At 37.5% G+C, this 14,966-nt stretch carries 13 protein-coding genes; 5 read left to right on the top strand and 8 right to left on the bottom strand.

Annotated elements, in window-relative coordinates:
• Window positions 1-1,074, bottom strand: a 1,074-nt coding sequence (gene pabB, locus V7266_RS25315; RefSeq protein ID WP_335472012.1) for an aminodeoxychorismate synthase component I, incomplete at its 3' end; no start/stop codon positions are given.
• A 142-nt stretch (window positions 1,075-1,216) separates the two neighbouring features.
• Here pabB and V7266_RS25310 point away from each other — a divergent pair.
• The gene (locus V7266_RS25310) at window positions 1,217-1,684 is read left to right on the top strand and encodes a low molecular weight protein-tyrosine-phosphatase (protein ID WP_335472010.1); all 468 of its coding nucleotides are present in this window, start codon (window positions 1,217-1,219) and stop codon (window positions 1,682-1,684) included.
• A gap of 69 nt (window positions 1,685-1,753) precedes the next feature.
• Window positions 1,754-2,923 (top strand): MFS transporter, encoded by a 1,170-nt coding sequence (locus V7266_RS25305; protein ID WP_335472008.1) that lies wholly within the window; start codon window positions 1,754-1,756, stop codon window positions 2,921-2,923.
• Between the two features lie 41 nt (window positions 2,924-2,964).
• On the opposite strand, the gene V7266_RS25300 is transcribed toward V7266_RS25305, so the two are convergent.
• The 6 genes from V7266_RS25300 to V7266_RS25275 all read right to left on the bottom strand — a co-directional run bounded on the left by V7266_RS25300 (window position 2,965) and on the right by V7266_RS25275 (window position 10,838).
• Window positions 2,965-3,888, bottom strand: a complete 924-nt coding sequence (locus tag V7266_RS25300) for an AEC family transporter (protein ID WP_335472007.1) — start codon at window positions 3,886-3,888, stop codon at window positions 2,965-2,967.
• Window positions 3,889-3,958: 70 nt separating this feature from the next.
• A complete protein-coding gene (locus tag V7266_RS25295; RefSeq protein WP_335472005.1) occupies window positions 3,959-5,251 on the bottom strand; it encodes a CitMHS family transporter in 1,293 nt (430 codons plus the stop codon).
• Between the two features lie 153 nt (window positions 5,252-5,404).
• Window positions 5,405-6,088: a response regulator gene (locus V7266_RS25290; RefSeq protein WP_335472003.1), complete on the bottom strand. Its 684-nt coding sequence runs from the start codon at window positions 6,086-6,088 to the stop codon at window positions 5,405-5,407.
• On the bottom strand, window positions 6,081-7,625 hold the full coding sequence (locus V7266_RS25285) for a sensor histidine kinase (protein WP_335472001.1): 1,545 nt from the start codon (window positions 7,623-7,625) through the stop codon (window positions 6,081-6,083). Before V7266_RS25285 ends, V7266_RS25290 begins: the two co-directional genes overlap by 8 nt.
• 180 nt (window positions 7,626-7,805) lie before the next feature.
• A complete protein-coding gene (locus V7266_RS25280) occupies window positions 7,806-10,178 on the bottom strand; it encodes a polyprenyl synthetase family protein (RefSeq protein ID WP_335471999.1) in 2,373 nt (790 codons plus the stop codon).
• A gap of 291 nt (window positions 10,179-10,469) precedes the next feature.
• Window positions 10,470-10,838, bottom strand: a complete 369-nt coding sequence (locus tag V7266_RS25275; protein WP_335471997.1) for a hypothetical protein — start codon at window positions 10,836-10,838, stop codon at window positions 10,470-10,472.
• A 207-nt stretch (window positions 10,839-11,045) separates the two neighbouring features.
• Here V7266_RS25275 and V7266_RS25270 point away from each other — a divergent pair, with 207 nt between their 5' ends.
• The 3 genes from V7266_RS25270 to V7266_RS25260 are packed head-to-tail and all read left to right on the top strand — an operon-like array spanning window position 11,046 to window position 13,937.
• Window positions 11,046-11,450: a MarR family winged helix-turn-helix transcriptional regulator gene (locus V7266_RS25270; protein ID WP_335471996.1), complete on the top strand. Its 405-nt coding sequence runs from the start codon at window positions 11,046-11,048 to the stop codon at window positions 11,448-11,450.
• Window positions 11,451-11,454: 4 nt separating this feature from the next.
• Window positions 11,455-12,108 carry an HlyD family secretion protein gene (locus V7266_RS25265; RefSeq protein WP_335471995.1) on the top strand — a complete coding sequence of 218 codons (654 nt, stop codon included), beginning with the start codon at window positions 11,455-11,457 and terminating at the stop codon, window positions 12,106-12,108.
• Window positions 12,109-12,116: 8 nt separating this feature from the next.
• Window positions 12,117-13,937: a DHA2 family efflux MFS transporter permease subunit gene (locus V7266_RS25260; RefSeq protein ID WP_335471993.1), complete on the top strand. Its 1,821-nt coding sequence runs from the start codon at window positions 12,117-12,119 to the stop codon at window positions 13,935-13,937.
• Window positions 13,938-14,061: 124 nt separating this feature from the next.
• On the opposite strand, the gene V7266_RS25255 is transcribed toward V7266_RS25260, so the two are convergent.
• Window positions 14,062-14,823: a L,D-transpeptidase family protein gene (locus V7266_RS25255; RefSeq protein WP_335471991.1), complete on the bottom strand. Its 762-nt coding sequence runs from the start codon at window positions 14,821-14,823 to the stop codon at window positions 14,062-14,064.
• Window positions 14,824-14,966 lie beyond the last annotated feature (143 nt).

The following is a 14,966-nucleotide window of genomic DNA, read 5'->3' as shown; positions in this document are numbered from 1 at the left end:
AGAATCCCAGGTGATTCCCCCCCCTACCCCATATGTAGCTATACCTGTTTGCTGATCAATCAAGACTGTTCTAATCGGTACATTGAATACCGCTTCTTTATTTGGAGTTATATAACCGATTGTCCCACAATATACCTCACGCGGCTCCGGTTCCAATTCTGCAATTATTTTCATCGTGCTTACCTTTGGTGCACCAGTTATGGATGCACAAGGAAAGATTGCCTTTAAAATATCGACAAGTTCAGTATTTTCAGCCACTTTCGCTGTTATGGTTGAAGTCATTTGATAGACAGTTGGATAGGGCTCAATATCATATAAATTTGGAACCTGAACAGATCCTAATTCAGCAATGATAGATAGATCATTCCGCAGCATATCGACAATCATGACATTTTCGGCCCGGTTTTTTTCAGAAAGATATAACCAACGGGCATTAGCCTCATCCTCTTCAAAGGATTTCCCCCGTTTAATAGTCCCTTTCATAGGCCGAGTGATAATGATTTCATCCTGCAGACGGAAAAACAATTCAGGTGATGCCGATAAAATACTATACTCTCCCGTGTTGAGATAAGCACAATAATTGGAAGACTGAGCTTTTTTTAACTTCTCAAAAAAAGCAAAATCATCTCCCTCGAAATGGCTATGAAGTCGGATGGTATAGTTAGTTTGGTAAGTGTCGCCCCTCTCGATTCCGTCCTTTATCGCTTGGATTGATTGATTATATTCTTCTAAACTAACGGAAGGTTCCCACTCTGTAAGTGCATAAGTTCCTGTACTGCTAAAGCTTTGGTATTCTGGTTCAGCAAAAACCCCAAACCATAATAATGGCATTTTACTTTCCTTATTGGTAATAAATGCTGCATCAAAAGCAGGTGCACTTTCGTACGATAAAAATCCAGCGGCATAGTAACCGTTATTTACTTCTTCCTGAACAAGTTTAAGACAGGGCAAAACTTCATTTATGGTATAAGCCGCTATCACTTTAATTGGCCTTCTAAATATAAGAGGATTAATATCGCCCTCTGAATTAGCAAATTCAAAAACTAACCATGGTTCTTTTTTTTTAGTTTCCATCGTGACGTCCCTTTAATAATTAATTTTTCCACATTATAAATAGTGACAATAATTAATGTGAAAAGCAACTCTTTTCCTTTTATTTTATCTACTATTATAATAGGTTAAAGAGTATCGTAAGAAAATAAAAGGAGCTTATAATATGATTAACGTTTTATTTGTATGCCTAGGGAACATTTGCCGCTCACCAATGGCGGAAGCATTATTTCGTGACTTATTAGAAAAGGAAAATTTGTCCGACAAAATTTCAGTGGATTCCGCTGCTACGAGCTCGTGGCACATAGGTTCTCCGCCTCATAAAGGAACCCTTGCTATTTTGAAGAAATATAACATTTCAGCCAAGGGTCTTGTAGGACGTCAATTAACAAAGCAGGATTTTGAGAAGTTCGATTATATAGTAGGTATGGATGAAAGTAATAAAAGGAACATCTTCGAAATAACCGGACAGCCAAAGCATCCCAAAATCCTCCGTCTGTTAGACTTAACGGAACACCAAAAGGATGTGCCTGACCCCTATTACACTGGCGATTTTGAAGAAACTTACCAATTAGTTTCCGGAGGGTGCCTAGCCTTACTGGAAAAAATACACAACGAACACTACTTAAAATAATGGTTTTCAAGCCGGTAAGTTTATGTATGGATTGTATGAATGACCTATTGAATTATTGAGGTGAACTTCTTGAAGGAAAAATCGGCTCGCATCTACCTGCTATTTCTTTGTTTGTACGCAGTTTCTTATATGGGCAATGCCGTCTACGGTACATTTATGCCTGTCTACTTAAAAAGTATAGGTTTAAGTCAGACCTCCATTGCGACACTATTAAGCTTCGGTCCATTGGTTGCCATTCTAGCACAGCCACTGTGGGGAAGCATTGGAGATCGGTCAGAAAGTAAAAACCGAGTCCTTCAATTATTAGCTTTGGGAAGTGCTGTTTCCATATTGTTACTGCCGTTATCCAATCAGTACCTTTATTTATTACTTATCATTTGCCTTGTCACCTTTTTTCAAACATCAATATATCCTTTAAATGACGCTATTACTTTAGAACATCTTGCTCGAACCAAATGGAATTTTGGTCCAATTCGTCTAGCAGGAACAATAGGATTTGCAATTATGTCGGTTGCTTTTGGGATAGTGGCGAAAAAGAATATTAATAGTATATTTATCGTGTACTCTCTTGTTATGCTGCTAACCCTTGTAATCTGCACTCAATTGCCCAAAATAAAAGGTCATCAGTCTAGTAAAAACAAGGTTTCTCTGCTAGTTTTATTAAAAAACCGAAAACTCATGTTGTTTATATTATTAAATTTTATCGTTCAGATTACCCTTGGGTATTATTATGCTTTTTTCCCGATTTATTTTAATCAGCTAGGCGCAGATAATAGTTTGCTTGGCTGGTCTATGCTTTTCTCATCCATCAGTGAGGTGCCTTTTTTACTATTCGGCCATAAAATCATTGAACGATTTGGTATTCCCGTTGTCTTAGTAAGTACTGCCTTTTTTGCTGGTCTGCGGTGGCTGTTCTGTTATTTTGTCCATAATCCGTATCTCCTCCTTCCGATTCAAATGCTTCATGGATTAATTTTTATCGTATTATCCGTTACGCTTGCTATCTATATCAATCAGGAGGTGCCTAAAGAACTTAAGGCCTCAGGACAAACGATGAATGGATTGATTAGTTTAGGTTTAGCTAGAATAATAGGAAGCATGGCAGGCGGAATTGCCAGCGAATATGTTGGAATGCGGGAAGTATTTTTATATAATTCCGCGGTGGCTTTTATTACTTTTATCGTTTTTATATTTATTTTCTTAAAAGAATCGAGAACCGTGCAAAAGGTGACAGTATAGTAAGCCTGCAAAAAGACCGTTTAATTAGCTAAACGGTCTTTTTAGAATAAAATGTTCGATAAGTAAACAACCGAAGTCACTGTTATCATACTAAGTATAGTAGACATTAAAACAACTTGGGCTGCATACTCCGGGTGATTTCCATACTCTAACGCGAATAGAGCACTGTTTCTGGAGGTAGGAAAAGAGCTGGCAATAAACAAAGCCTGTGCCGTCGTTCCATCTAATTTTAATGTTGTAATAATAAATATCGCTATCAATGGAGAGAGAATTAAACGGCCAAATAAACTTAAAAACAGCGGCAGGGAAAAACGACTTATTTTTATATAAGCACTTTGTGCACCAAGAGTAACTAACGCGACTGCCAAGAATGCATTCGACGTATTATGGATTGGTGTCCAAATAAAAGCCGGAATTTTAACATGGCAGGAATGTCGAACCAAACCTAATATAAATGCATAAATGACAGGATTTTTTAGAAATTCCTTTAATGCACTAAATCCTCTCTGATCAACCGAAACCGAATTAAACAACCCATAAGTGTAAGTTAGCAAATTCTGAAAAATCATCACCACAATCTGAATAGATGCCCCTAATGGGTTATGTTGAAAAACCAGCTGACTCACCGGTAAACCAAAGTTTCCAGCATTATTTAACACAATACTATTTTTAAAGGTGGATGACAGCCCGTTGTCAAACTTAGCAGCTTTTGATATCACCGATCCTATGATCATCAAACATGTACATTGGATAACCAAAAATCCGAGAATATGCACAAGCGTTTCTCCGCCAACATTATTTTGATAAATATTCACAAAGCCAACGGAAGGCATAAGAAAATATGTATTTAATTTAGATAATGTACTCATATCAAACTTAAACTTCCGATGCAGCAATACACCTGCAGCAATTAAAAGAAATACTGGTAAAACCACATTTAATAAAATAAGAAAAAAGACTTCCATAAGACTCTCCTATTTATAAAGACAAAATCCAAAAACTCCATTGTAGGAGCCTTTGGATTTTACTAGAATATTAGATTGGTATGATTGTAAGCACTAGTGCAACTACTATCATCACCGCCGCTGAACCGCAAGCCCATTTTAAAAAGGAGCGCTGTAAATCTCCGAAATCTGATCCAACCATCCCTACTAATAAATACGTCGAAGGTACTAATGGGCTTAATAAATGGACTGGCAGTCCCAATAACGATGCGCGGCCAATCATGGCCGGGTCGATTCCATACCCGCTGGCAGCTTTCGCTAGTAATGGAAGTACCCCGTAGTAAAATGCATCATTTGACATAAAAAATGTAAATGGTGCACTGATTATAGCCGTAATAACGGCAAAATGAGAGCCCAACTCTGCTGGAATATGAGTGATCATCGTATTTGCCATTGCATCCACCATTTTTGTCCCTGCAAGAATACCTGTAAAAATCCCAGCAGCAAAAACCATCGATACAACAGATAATGCATTATCTGCATAGTGCATAATCCGTTCTTTTTGTTCATGGATATTTGGATAATTGATGGTAATTGCAATCGCAAATCCAATCATAAATAATACTGTACTAGGCAGTAATTCCTGAATAAGCGCCACTAATAGGATAATCGTAAGCAGATAGTTTACAAGAATTAACTTTGGACGTTTTAGGAAAGCATCCTCTGTTGTTGCTGCCATCACGGCAAGAGTACTATAATCAATTTCTAAAACACCAATTCGTTTGCGCTCTTTTCTGCCAAGGCAAAACGCCATAAATAATACAAACAACACTCCACCTATCATACTTGGTATGACAGGAGTAAAAATATCTCCCATTTCAAGATGTAGTGCGGTCATGGCTCTAGCAGTAGGCCCTCCCCATGGAAGAAGATTCATTACACCAGAAGCAGAGACGGCGATTCCAGCGAGGATTAAAGGTTTCATCCCAATCCGTTTATACAATGGAAGCATGGCTGAAATGGTAATCATATAGGTAGTAGTTCCATCACCATCTAGAGAAATTAATAATGCAAGGACTGCTGTTCCAATGGCAATTTTTACAGGGTCCCCTTTTACAAGTTTTAAGATCGTTGAAATAATAGGATCAAAGACTCCAGCGTCAATCATGATTCCGAAAAAGAGAATTGCAAACAGAATCATGATTCCGGTTGGTGCGACACTTTTGATCCCTTCAAGCGCCATTGGCCCTAGTTCTTTGCCGAATCCCCCAAATAAGGCAAAGGTAACCGGTACAACCATGAGTGCAATCATCGCAGATAACCGTTTAGTCATAATTAAAATCATAAAAATAAGAATCATTGAAAATCCCAAAATTGCAAGCATCGTTTCCACCCCTTTTGTTAGTAAATTTATAATAATCTAAATACTCGGGTATGAAAACGATTACAAAATAAAGTTATTAAAGTACTTTAAACTACATTTTGTACATATTGTTCACAAGATTATAATACAAATAGAAGATGCCTTTTGGCATCTTCATGAAATGGGATAATACTTTCTTTCAGGTCTCCCGACAATTCCATAAACCACTTCCGCCTTCACTTCATTATTCGAGGACAGATATTCCAAATACCGTCGAGCCGTAATCCGGGAAGCCCCCATTTCCTTCCCCACTTCTTCAGCAGAGAGGCCATGATTTTTATTCAAAAGGACTTTTTTCACCTTTCCAAGTGTGATCTCATCAATTCCTTTCGGAAACCCGCCTTTTCCAATATTCTCAATAACATTTTTACCAAACAATTGGTCTAAATATTGCTGATTTACTTCTTGTTCAGAAGAAAGGAGTGAGTATTTTTTTAGATACTGTAAAATTACTTCGTCAAACCGTTCCCTATTGACAGGCTTAATTAAATAACTTTCGACACCGTAGCTTAATGCTTTTTCAATAAAAATCTTATCTGTTGCAGCAGTTATCATGATAATACTGACCTTTGGAAAACGCTCTCTTATGATGGAAAGCAATTCTGACCCCAGCATGTCTGGCATATAGACATCTAAGAGCAATAAATCGATTGTTTTCTCCGTCAGCAATTTCAATGTCTCATTCCCATTTAATGCTTTTCCAACTACATCAATTTCCTTAAACTTTTTTAAAAATTTTTCATGTATATCGGCCACTCGAAAATCGTCTTCTGCAATCATTGCGCTAATCTTATGCATGTTCTTGCCTCCTCTGATATTGCTTTGGGAGATACACGGTAAAAACTGTCCCATCTTCCTGATTACTTTGGACTTCAATCATCCCATTCATTTCAACCACAGCTTCTTCTGCATTTGACAGCCCAAATCCCCTCGGCATGTCCCCCTTCTTAGAAGAAAAGCCCCTATTAAATAGATTAGGAATATCGTTCTCACTGATTCCCTTTCCGTTATCTGAAATCTCAAAAATGATATCACTGCCGATATCGGTAGCGAAAAATTTCACTATTGGATTGTTTAAATCAGAGACTGCTTCAAGGGCATTGTCTATTAAATTGCCAATGATAACAATTAGACTGGTAAATTTTAAATGGGATGGCAAAGCTTCGATATAGCTTTCTGGGTTAATCTCAAGGTTAATCTTTTTTTCCGATGCTTTCCCTAATTTTCCCAAAAGAATAGCTTGGACCTTTGAATCTTTAATCTGGTTAAATAAAATCGTATTTTGAACTTGTAATACCTGGGTTTCCGCTTGAATCATCGCAATTGCCTGATCAAATTCACCGAGTTGAAGCAAGCCTGATAACACATACAATTTGTTTGTGTATTCGTGTGTTTGAGCACGAAGGTCTTCCGAATAACTCTTTACTTCTGATATCGTGTTGACCATTTGCTCAATTTCTGTTTTATCACGAAAAGAAGCAACAACACCACTTATTACAGATTCATCGAAGAGTGGCGTGCAATTGACGATTACGGTTTTATCCTTCCAAACTACTTCTTTATCAACGATCGGACTCCCCGATTGTAAAACTTCATATAAATCCCCTGATGGAAACAGTCCATCGACTTTTAAATGGCGGACAGAACCTTTAATGTGTAAAAGGTTTTTTGCAGGCTGATTCATCATGGTAATAAATCCGTCTCTGTTAACGGCTAAAATTCCTTCTTTCACTCCATGGAGTACGGCGTTCTTTTCTTTATAGAGTGTAGCAATTTCATAGGGTTCGAGGCCCATTGTATCTTTTCGAATATTCCGTCCAAGCAGCATGCTGCCTAAGAAGGAAATTAAGAGAGCAAAGATTGAGACTAATACTACCTTTATAATATTTTTTGTAATTTGTTGATTTACGTCTTCCAACAGAAAGCCTACTGAAACGACTCCAATCACTTCTCCGTTTTTGTTTAAGATAGGCGATTTCCCCCTAATCGAGGGACCTAGTGAACCGTTTGCTTTGGAAACATAATATTGCCCTTTTTTAATAGCCTTATCATTATCTCCACCCCTCATTTTCTTTCCGATCATCGATTTTAAGGGATGAGAGTACCTTATTCCATCCATGTTCCCTACCACCACAAATTCCGCACCCGTTTCTTTTCGGATTTTTTCCGCTAAAGGTTGAATGATTTTGGATGGGTGACTAGACTGAAAACCTTCAATAATTGTCGGCATAAATGATACTGTTTTTGAGATTTCTAGTGCCAGTTTCCCCTTGTTTTCCTCTATTTGTTTACTTTCCATATAGCTATAAAATGAGGTCATCAGGAGGATTAACAAGAACCCCAGTAACAGGGCCAGCCCAAAGATTTTTGTCTGAAGCGATATATTTTTTGTTTTCAGAGCAGATACCTCCTCGTTGAAAGCAATCGAAACATAGTTTTATTATATCTTTTGTTGAAAGAGATTTCTTTTATAAACAAAAAAAAACTATCGTACAGATAGTTTTTTATCGATCTATTAATGTTCGCGATTTACCATATAATTTAATAAATGCTTTAAGAACGTAATATTACGAGGCACTTCTTCCAGTGCCTCCATTGCCAGACAGTAATGCTCCCACATCTCTTTTTTTGCACCTTCCAGACCTAGAATGGATACAAAGGTAGAGTTATTATTTTCTTTATCCTTACCAATTGCTTTTCCTAGTTTGCGATCGTCCCCTTCTACATCCAGAAGGTCATCCTTAATCTGAAAAGCAATACCGGCAAAACGGGCAAATTTCTTCAATGCCTCCATTTCGGACTCCTTGGCTTGAGCAAGGATGGCAGGCATAATGATGGAAGCCTCAAATGCAAGTCCTGTTTTATAAAAACTCATGGTCGTTAATTGTTCTAATGTTAACGGCTGTCCTTTTGAGGACAAATCCATTGCTTGCCCCTTGCACATATTCTCTGTCATACGGGCCGAATACTGAATCATCTTAAGCACTGTTTTTGCTTCAAATTCAAGAAGAGATGCTTGTTCCTCTATCGCTTTCTGTGTTAAAAACAGACCAGTTAATTCCGCAATTGCTGCATTATACACCTCATGCAGGGTCTGGCGCCCTCTACGGAAGGAAGCATTATCCTGAGAAGGAAGATCATCGAAAATAAGGGATGCTGTATGCATATATTCCAATGACTTTAAAAGCGGCATTATGGCAGATTCATTTAATCCAAACCCATTTACGGAAATTTCCCAAGCAACAATCGGCCTTAATCTCTTTCCATCACCAAAGAGACTATAATTGGAGGCTTCCATAATGGAGTCACCCATCAAAGGTATATTTATTCCCTGCTGGATTTTTAAATTGTTATTAATTTGAACCCGTACTGCCTCTATCCGATCCAAAAAATCATCTTGTTCCTGTCGATCCTTTTTTAAAACTGTAATGATATGGTCCCGAAGCAGTTTATCAAAGAAATCCACATCATCTGCTTCTTTAACCATTTTTTGAATAACACGGTTGAAACCTGGTTGTCCGGAAGAAAAAAGTTCCATCACTTCGTTGTATTTTGCCATTCCGATTCGTTCCTTAAATCGTTTGAGCCCGTTTATGGCTCGATCAAGTATAACCTCACAGATCTTGGCATCTTCGTTATAGACATTATGGATTAAATTAGCGATTACCGCCCAATATAATTCAAAGGGATTTATCAAATCGGGACGCTGATCATGATATTTGAGAAAATACGTATAAGGTGTCACTGCCCCGTCCTTTAAATCATCAAACATATCGGCAAAATCATCCGCCAGCTGATTGTATATTCCATAATAAAAAGTCCGGTTGTCGAACCCTTCATCCTCTGGCGCACTTATGACAGAGCGGACAATCAGACGAGAAGAAGATGACTTTAAAATAACCGGTATATAAAGCTCTTCATTTGAATAATTGGGGTTGGATAAATCCTTTTCACGGTCTACCTCCTGTGAGTTAAAAAACACATAGGATTGTTCAAAAAATGCTATCAATGTCTCTGGACGCTGTTTATTTTTAATATATTCATAGGCATCACGAAGTTCTTTATGGATGTATTGAATCAGTTTTACATTACTACCTGCCCATCTCCCCAATTCCGGGACAGCCCCAGTAATAAGAGTGGTACGGATTAAGTTTGAATATTCTTTTTTTTCGGCATTGGATAAAATATTTGAATCAAGGAGATCGTCAATAAAAGGATAAGTCAGACCGTAGGAATAGCCAAGTCTGATAGCTTGGTCGAGTTTTTGTTTCCGGTCTTCTGGGGATACATGATCGTCCATTTCCTCAACCACGTGCATAATTACTCCAGCAATGATTTTGATTAGCTTACGCTGCGCATGATTGGCATCCAATCCCTCTGGAATATTCAGGGAGACAGTTTTTAATTTATCTAAAACCCAAATCATCGCTGATTCAATGCCTTCCTTCTGGGCCCACCGGTATAATCCCGCCACACTGAACGAGTTTGCATTATCTTTTCGACTTTTGGTCAGGTTCTTTTTTAAATTATCAACGGATCGTCTAATGCTTACCTGGGTTTCAGGTGAATCCAGTGCTTTGCCCAGATCTCGCATATATAAATAAGAAATACTGCGGTCTAGGTAACGATCTAGTTTACCAGTGTAATCCAGCCAGCGAATATAATTGTAATATCCTTGGGAAGCCGTTTTTTTCCTCTTGCGTGAAAATATAGATAAGATTGGATGATGATGAATATGGTTTTGTTTCCATGATTGAATATCTTTTGTTAAGGCAGGAACATAGGTCTTATTCATGACCTGATGATAAAGTGATTGAAAATAATCGGCTGCCCGCTGCTCTGCCAGCTGATAACTTGTTTCGGCTTTTTTTAGTAATTCCTCATTCATACAATCATTACCCCTACTTTAACTAATTAGTTGCTCATATTTCATCAAAATTAGTTCTATATATTTAATTATAAAAAGTAATTCACTATAAAACTATCAAAATTTAATATTGGGGATTAGCATGTACCTTATATTATTCATTTGGATTATTCAAAAGAACAAATGAATGAACCTCATGATCATTGTAATGAGTATTGCATCTTATAATGAATCCAACTTAATACGAAACCAAGTTTAACAATTTTACCTTAATTAAATTTTAAATGATTATTTATCATCTACTTACAAATCCTATGAATAAGCTTCAGTTTCAAAATTGCTGAATAATTGACTAAGGTCCTTTAATGTATAAAGTCTTGCCGTTAAAAGAAATAAATCATCGTAGTTATTACTTGTATATTCATCAATAATTTCAAGCCCTTTTTTAAAATTTCCAACTAAGTAATGTGTGTATTTTCCATCCCAGGAATACTGATTGATTCGCAAAAGTTCATCGGCGATTATTTGGAACTTAAATTCCTCAATTAACAGTTTTACTTGATACAGTTTATCAGGATGAAACCGAAAGTTATTTCTTTGGTTGTGGCTTTTTTGAACATATTTTATGAAACCATTTATATTTTCAGCCAACAAAATGGCTTTTTGCATCTCATATTTCATTTTCATTTCCCCTTTTAACTCTTTAAGAAGAGTTTATGTTTTTATACAGTCATCTGACACCTTCGTGACATAATGGTTGACATTTTTGATTGTCCCTGTTTATAATTTATTTCGCACACGAAATATTCTTATGAGTAATATTAGATTTCAGAAAGAAAGGGGGGTTCAAAAATAGACGTACTTAATAATGAAATTTTAGGAAGTTTTATGGAAATAAATAAAGCCTACAATAAACTTGTAAAACATGATGCAGAAAGATTAGGAATTACTCCTGTTCAATTAAAAGCACTATACAAAATTAACTACAATCCTAATATCAGTTTAGGTGAACTCGCTGAAAAATTAAAACTGACCAACAGTACCGTTAGTGGAGTGATTGACCGGCTCGTTCATGGTGACTTAGTCGAACGAGTGATACCTCCCGGAGATAGAAGATCTGTCTCCATACGTTTAACAGAAGAAGGAATAAGAACATTGGATCAATTTAATTCTTCTGATTCCATGCTTATAAAGAAAATGAAAGAAGTCCTTGATTTACCAGAGGAGGAAATCTCTCATCTGCTGCGTCTTCATAAACTGGTATTGGAAAAGTTAACCATTGAGGAGGAATAATTGAATGAGTACGAAACGTTTACTTTTAGTCAACATTATTATTTTAATTGTCTTAGTAGGTGGAGGTTTTGCAGGATATGCTTACTACAATAAAACCGTTAATTATTTAACGACAGACAATGCGCAAATCGCTGGACAACAAGTATCCATTGCAGCTCCTGCTAACGGAAAATTAACGGGATGGGAAGGCAAAGTTGGGGATAGTTTTTCTAAAGATCAAACAATTGGGACGATTTTAACGACTGGAACCGATGGACAGCCAACTGAAATGAAAGTTACTCTTCCTACAAACGGAACAGTTGTCCAAAGTAACGCGGTCCAAAATTCATTTGTTGCAGCAGGAACACCGCTTGCACAAGTATATGATCTAAATAATTTATGGGTAACAGCTAACATTGATGAAACAAAGCTTGACGAAATTGCTGTCGGACAAGATGTTGACATTTATGTTGATGCTTATCCTAATTCAGAATTAAAAGGGAAAGTACAACAAATCGGTTTAGCAACCGCAAGTACATTCTCATTGTTACCAAGTTCAAATAACACAGCAAATTACACAAAGGTAACACAAGTTGTTCCTGTTAAAGTATCCATTGATGACAATAAAGGTGTAGGAATAGTTCCTGGTATGAACGTGACCGTGCGAATTCATAAGTAGGTGATAAGATGTCAATATATATCACGGTTTATGCCCTTATATGTATTTTGGTGTTACTACTCATCAATTTTGGTGTGTTGAAACAAAAAAAGCCGAAAATTGCTCAAACTGAAGTAAAAAACATAGAAGTAGAAGATGTCCCACAAAACCAAGTAATCGATAAGAAGGATCAGCATGAAGATCTATCAAGTCAAGTCGAGGAAATGATAGCAGATAACGCGATAGCAGAGCCAGCTTTGGAATATGTTCAAGCCGATGTTGAGCCGAAAGAAGAAATTAGAGAACGTTCCAGACAAGCAGAAGGTAAAACAGAAAAATCTTCAGGAACCGGGAAAATTCTTACTGCATTAATGCTTGGAGCATTTGTCGCCATTCTTAATCAAACATTACTTAATGTAGCAATTCCTCATATCATGAATGATTTAGGAGTTTCTGCGAATACAGTACAATGGCTATCAACTGGTTATATGCTTGTTAATGGTATTTTAATACCAGTTACGGCTTATTTGATTGAAAAGTTTGGAACCAGGAAACTGTTTATTGCCGCGATTTTACTATTCACCCTGGGTTCTTTGGTTTGTTCCCTATCAATCAACTTTACCATGCTGATGATTGGAAGGGTTGTTCAGGCTAGCGGTGCTGGTATTATTATGCCCTTGCTTATGACTGTCTTTTTCGCCCTCTTCCCTCCGGAAAAACGTGGGAAGGCGATGGGACTCATGGGAGTTGTTATGATCTTTGCTCCTGCTATCGGCCCAACATTATCTGGTTGGCTGATTGGACATTATTCATGGAGATTATTGTTTGATATCGTTATTCCAATTGGTGTAATTGATTTAATTTTCAGCTTCATGTGGATGAAGGATGTCACCAAAACAACAAATCCCAAGTTTGATTTCCCAGGATTATTATTTTCTACCTTAGGTTTTGGATTTTTGTTATATGGATTTAGTGAAGCAGGTAGTGATGGCTGGGACAGTGCAACAGTTGTTATTTCTTTAACAGTCGGAGCGATATTTATCCTCGCGTTTATCTGGCGTGAACTGACAACTGATAAACCAATGTTAGATCTAAGAGTATTTAAATATGACATTTTTGCCTTAACTACAATCATTAGTATGATTGTCAACATGGCTATGTTTGGTGCGATGATTTTGCTTCCTATTTATTTGCAAAATATTCGTGGTTTTACCGCCTTAGAATCTGGTTTATTGATGCTCCCTGGTGCGATTATAATGGGAATTATGTCACCAATCTCGGGTGCACTATTTGATAAAATCGGTGCAAGGTGGCTTGGAGTCATAGGCTTAACCATAACGGTTATTACAACCTGGCAATTTACGAAATTAAGTATGACAACAAGCTACACCCATCTGCTTCTCCTTTATGTATTTAGGATGTTTGGTATGTCATTCATTATGATGACCATTATGACAGAAGGTCTTAACCAATTACCTCGCCATCTTGGGGCACATGGTACGGCGGCATCCAATACGGCAAGACAAATTGCCGGCAGTATTGGAACTGCCTTCCTTGTTACCGTTATGACCTCAAGGTCAGGAGTGCATTATGGGGAATATATTAGTACAATGACTAGTGCGAATCCATTCATCGCAGGTCAATTTTCACAGCTGAGTCAAGGCTTAGCAGCACTAACACACATGCCGGCAGCAGCTGGTAAACAACTTACTACCTATGTGCTTTATGGGCAAGTCATGAAACAAACTACAATAGATGGGATAAATGATGCATTTATTGTGGCTACCATTATTGCCTTTATAGCCCTGGTATTGGTATTCTTTGTAAAACGGGCTCAGATACAAAAATAAAAATTTATTAATTAGAAAGAGGATTCCCAAAAGACTACTTCTTTGGGAGTCCTCTTTCTTACTGTATGGAATAAGAAAAAGCCGCTCAGCAAAACTGAGCAGCTTAAATTATGAATGATTGAAATTATAGTCCAAGGGCTTTTCTCGTATTTGGTCCTACAACGCCATCTACTTGCAAGTGCTTGGCTCTTTGGAAGTTACGGACTGCGCTATCAGTGTTTGCACCAAAAATTCCATCAATCCCTTTGGTGCTGTAACCAAGAGATGTCAGCTTCTGCTGAAGCGTGACTACGGCAGGTCCCCTGCTTCCTTTTTTGAGGGTCTCCCCTATTGTAGTAACAGGAACAGTAGGTGTACTTTTCCCACCTTTCAATCCATTCGCCACTGCAATAGCATCGAAGGAGCTATTCGAAGTGGTAATAACAACCGGTGTATTCACTGGCACCTGATTGAATAACCACTCTACCTCATTATCATACATCCGCACACATCCACTGCTCACATACCCGCCAATTGAACTTGGGTTATTGTTTCCGTGAATTCCATATGTTGTCCCCCATGTTCCTCGGGCATTTAAACCCATCCACCGATTACCTAGCGGGTTTCGAGGATCTCCTCCTGGGATGTGACCTTTGTAGTATGGACGGTTAACAATTTTGTTAACAATTTTAAATTTGCCTTCTGGTGTTAAGGAACTACTCCGTCCTGTGCCCACTTTAAATTGTTTCTTCAAGACGCCGTTTTCATAGTAAGCCAGACGGTTGTTTGCTTTGTTAATGATAATAAACTTGTTGACAGTCGCCGCCGAACTAGAGGGTACACCGAAACATAAGCTAAACAATAACAGAAAAGCCAAACTAATAAAAATTAACCATTTTCTTTGCAAATTTATCCCCCCAACTACCCATTAAAATAACTAATCCGTGTATTTTATGTTGGGCGGGCATATCCACATTACAATTTTGTTAGAAATATTACGATCTAGCTCTCTGTGTTACACCCGGCCTTCCATTATATTAATATTTCTAC

The sequence above is a fragment of the Neobacillus drentensis genome (assembly GCF_036965645.1).
Classification (GTDB): domain Bacteria; phylum Bacillota; class Bacilli; order Bacillales; family Cytobacillaceae; genus Neobacillus; species Neobacillus drentensis_D.
The sequence above is the reverse complement of the archived record's forward strand: the minus strand, read 5'-3'. Positions and strand labels throughout refer to the sequence as shown.

Coding starts and splice junctions, on each gene's coding strand:
- V7266_RS25310 (WP_335472010.1), top strand. CDS start 1,217: ATGATTAACGTTTTATTTGTATGCCTAGGGAACATTTGCCGCTCACCA.
- V7266_RS25300 (WP_335472007.1), bottom strand. CDS start 3,888: ATGGAAGTCTTTTTTCTTATTTTATTAAATGTGGTTTTACCAGTATTT.
- V7266_RS25295 (WP_335472005.1), bottom strand. CDS start 5,251: ATGCTTGCAATTTTGGGATTTTCAATGATTCTTATTTTTATGATTTTA.
- V7266_RS25290 (WP_335472003.1), bottom strand. CDS start 6,088: ATGCATAAGATTAGCGCAATGATTGCAGAAGACGATTTTCGAGTGGCC.
- V7266_RS25280 (WP_335471999.1), bottom strand. CDS start 10,178: ATGAATGAGGAATTACTAAAAAAAGCCGAAACAAGTTATCAGCTGGCA.
- V7266_RS25275 (WP_335471997.1), bottom strand. CDS start 10,838: ATGAAATATGAGATGCAAAAAGCCATTTTGTTGGCTGAAAATATAAAT.
- V7266_RS25270 (WP_335471996.1), top strand. CDS start 11,046: ATGGAAATAAATAAAGCCTACAATAAACTTGTAAAACATGATGCAGAA.
- V7266_RS25265 (WP_335471995.1), top strand. CDS start 11,455: ATGAGTACGAAACGTTTACTTTTAGTCAACATTATTATTTTAATTGTC.
- V7266_RS25260 (WP_335471993.1), top strand. CDS start 12,117: ATGTCAATATATATCACGGTTTATGCCCTTATATGTATTTTGGTGTTA.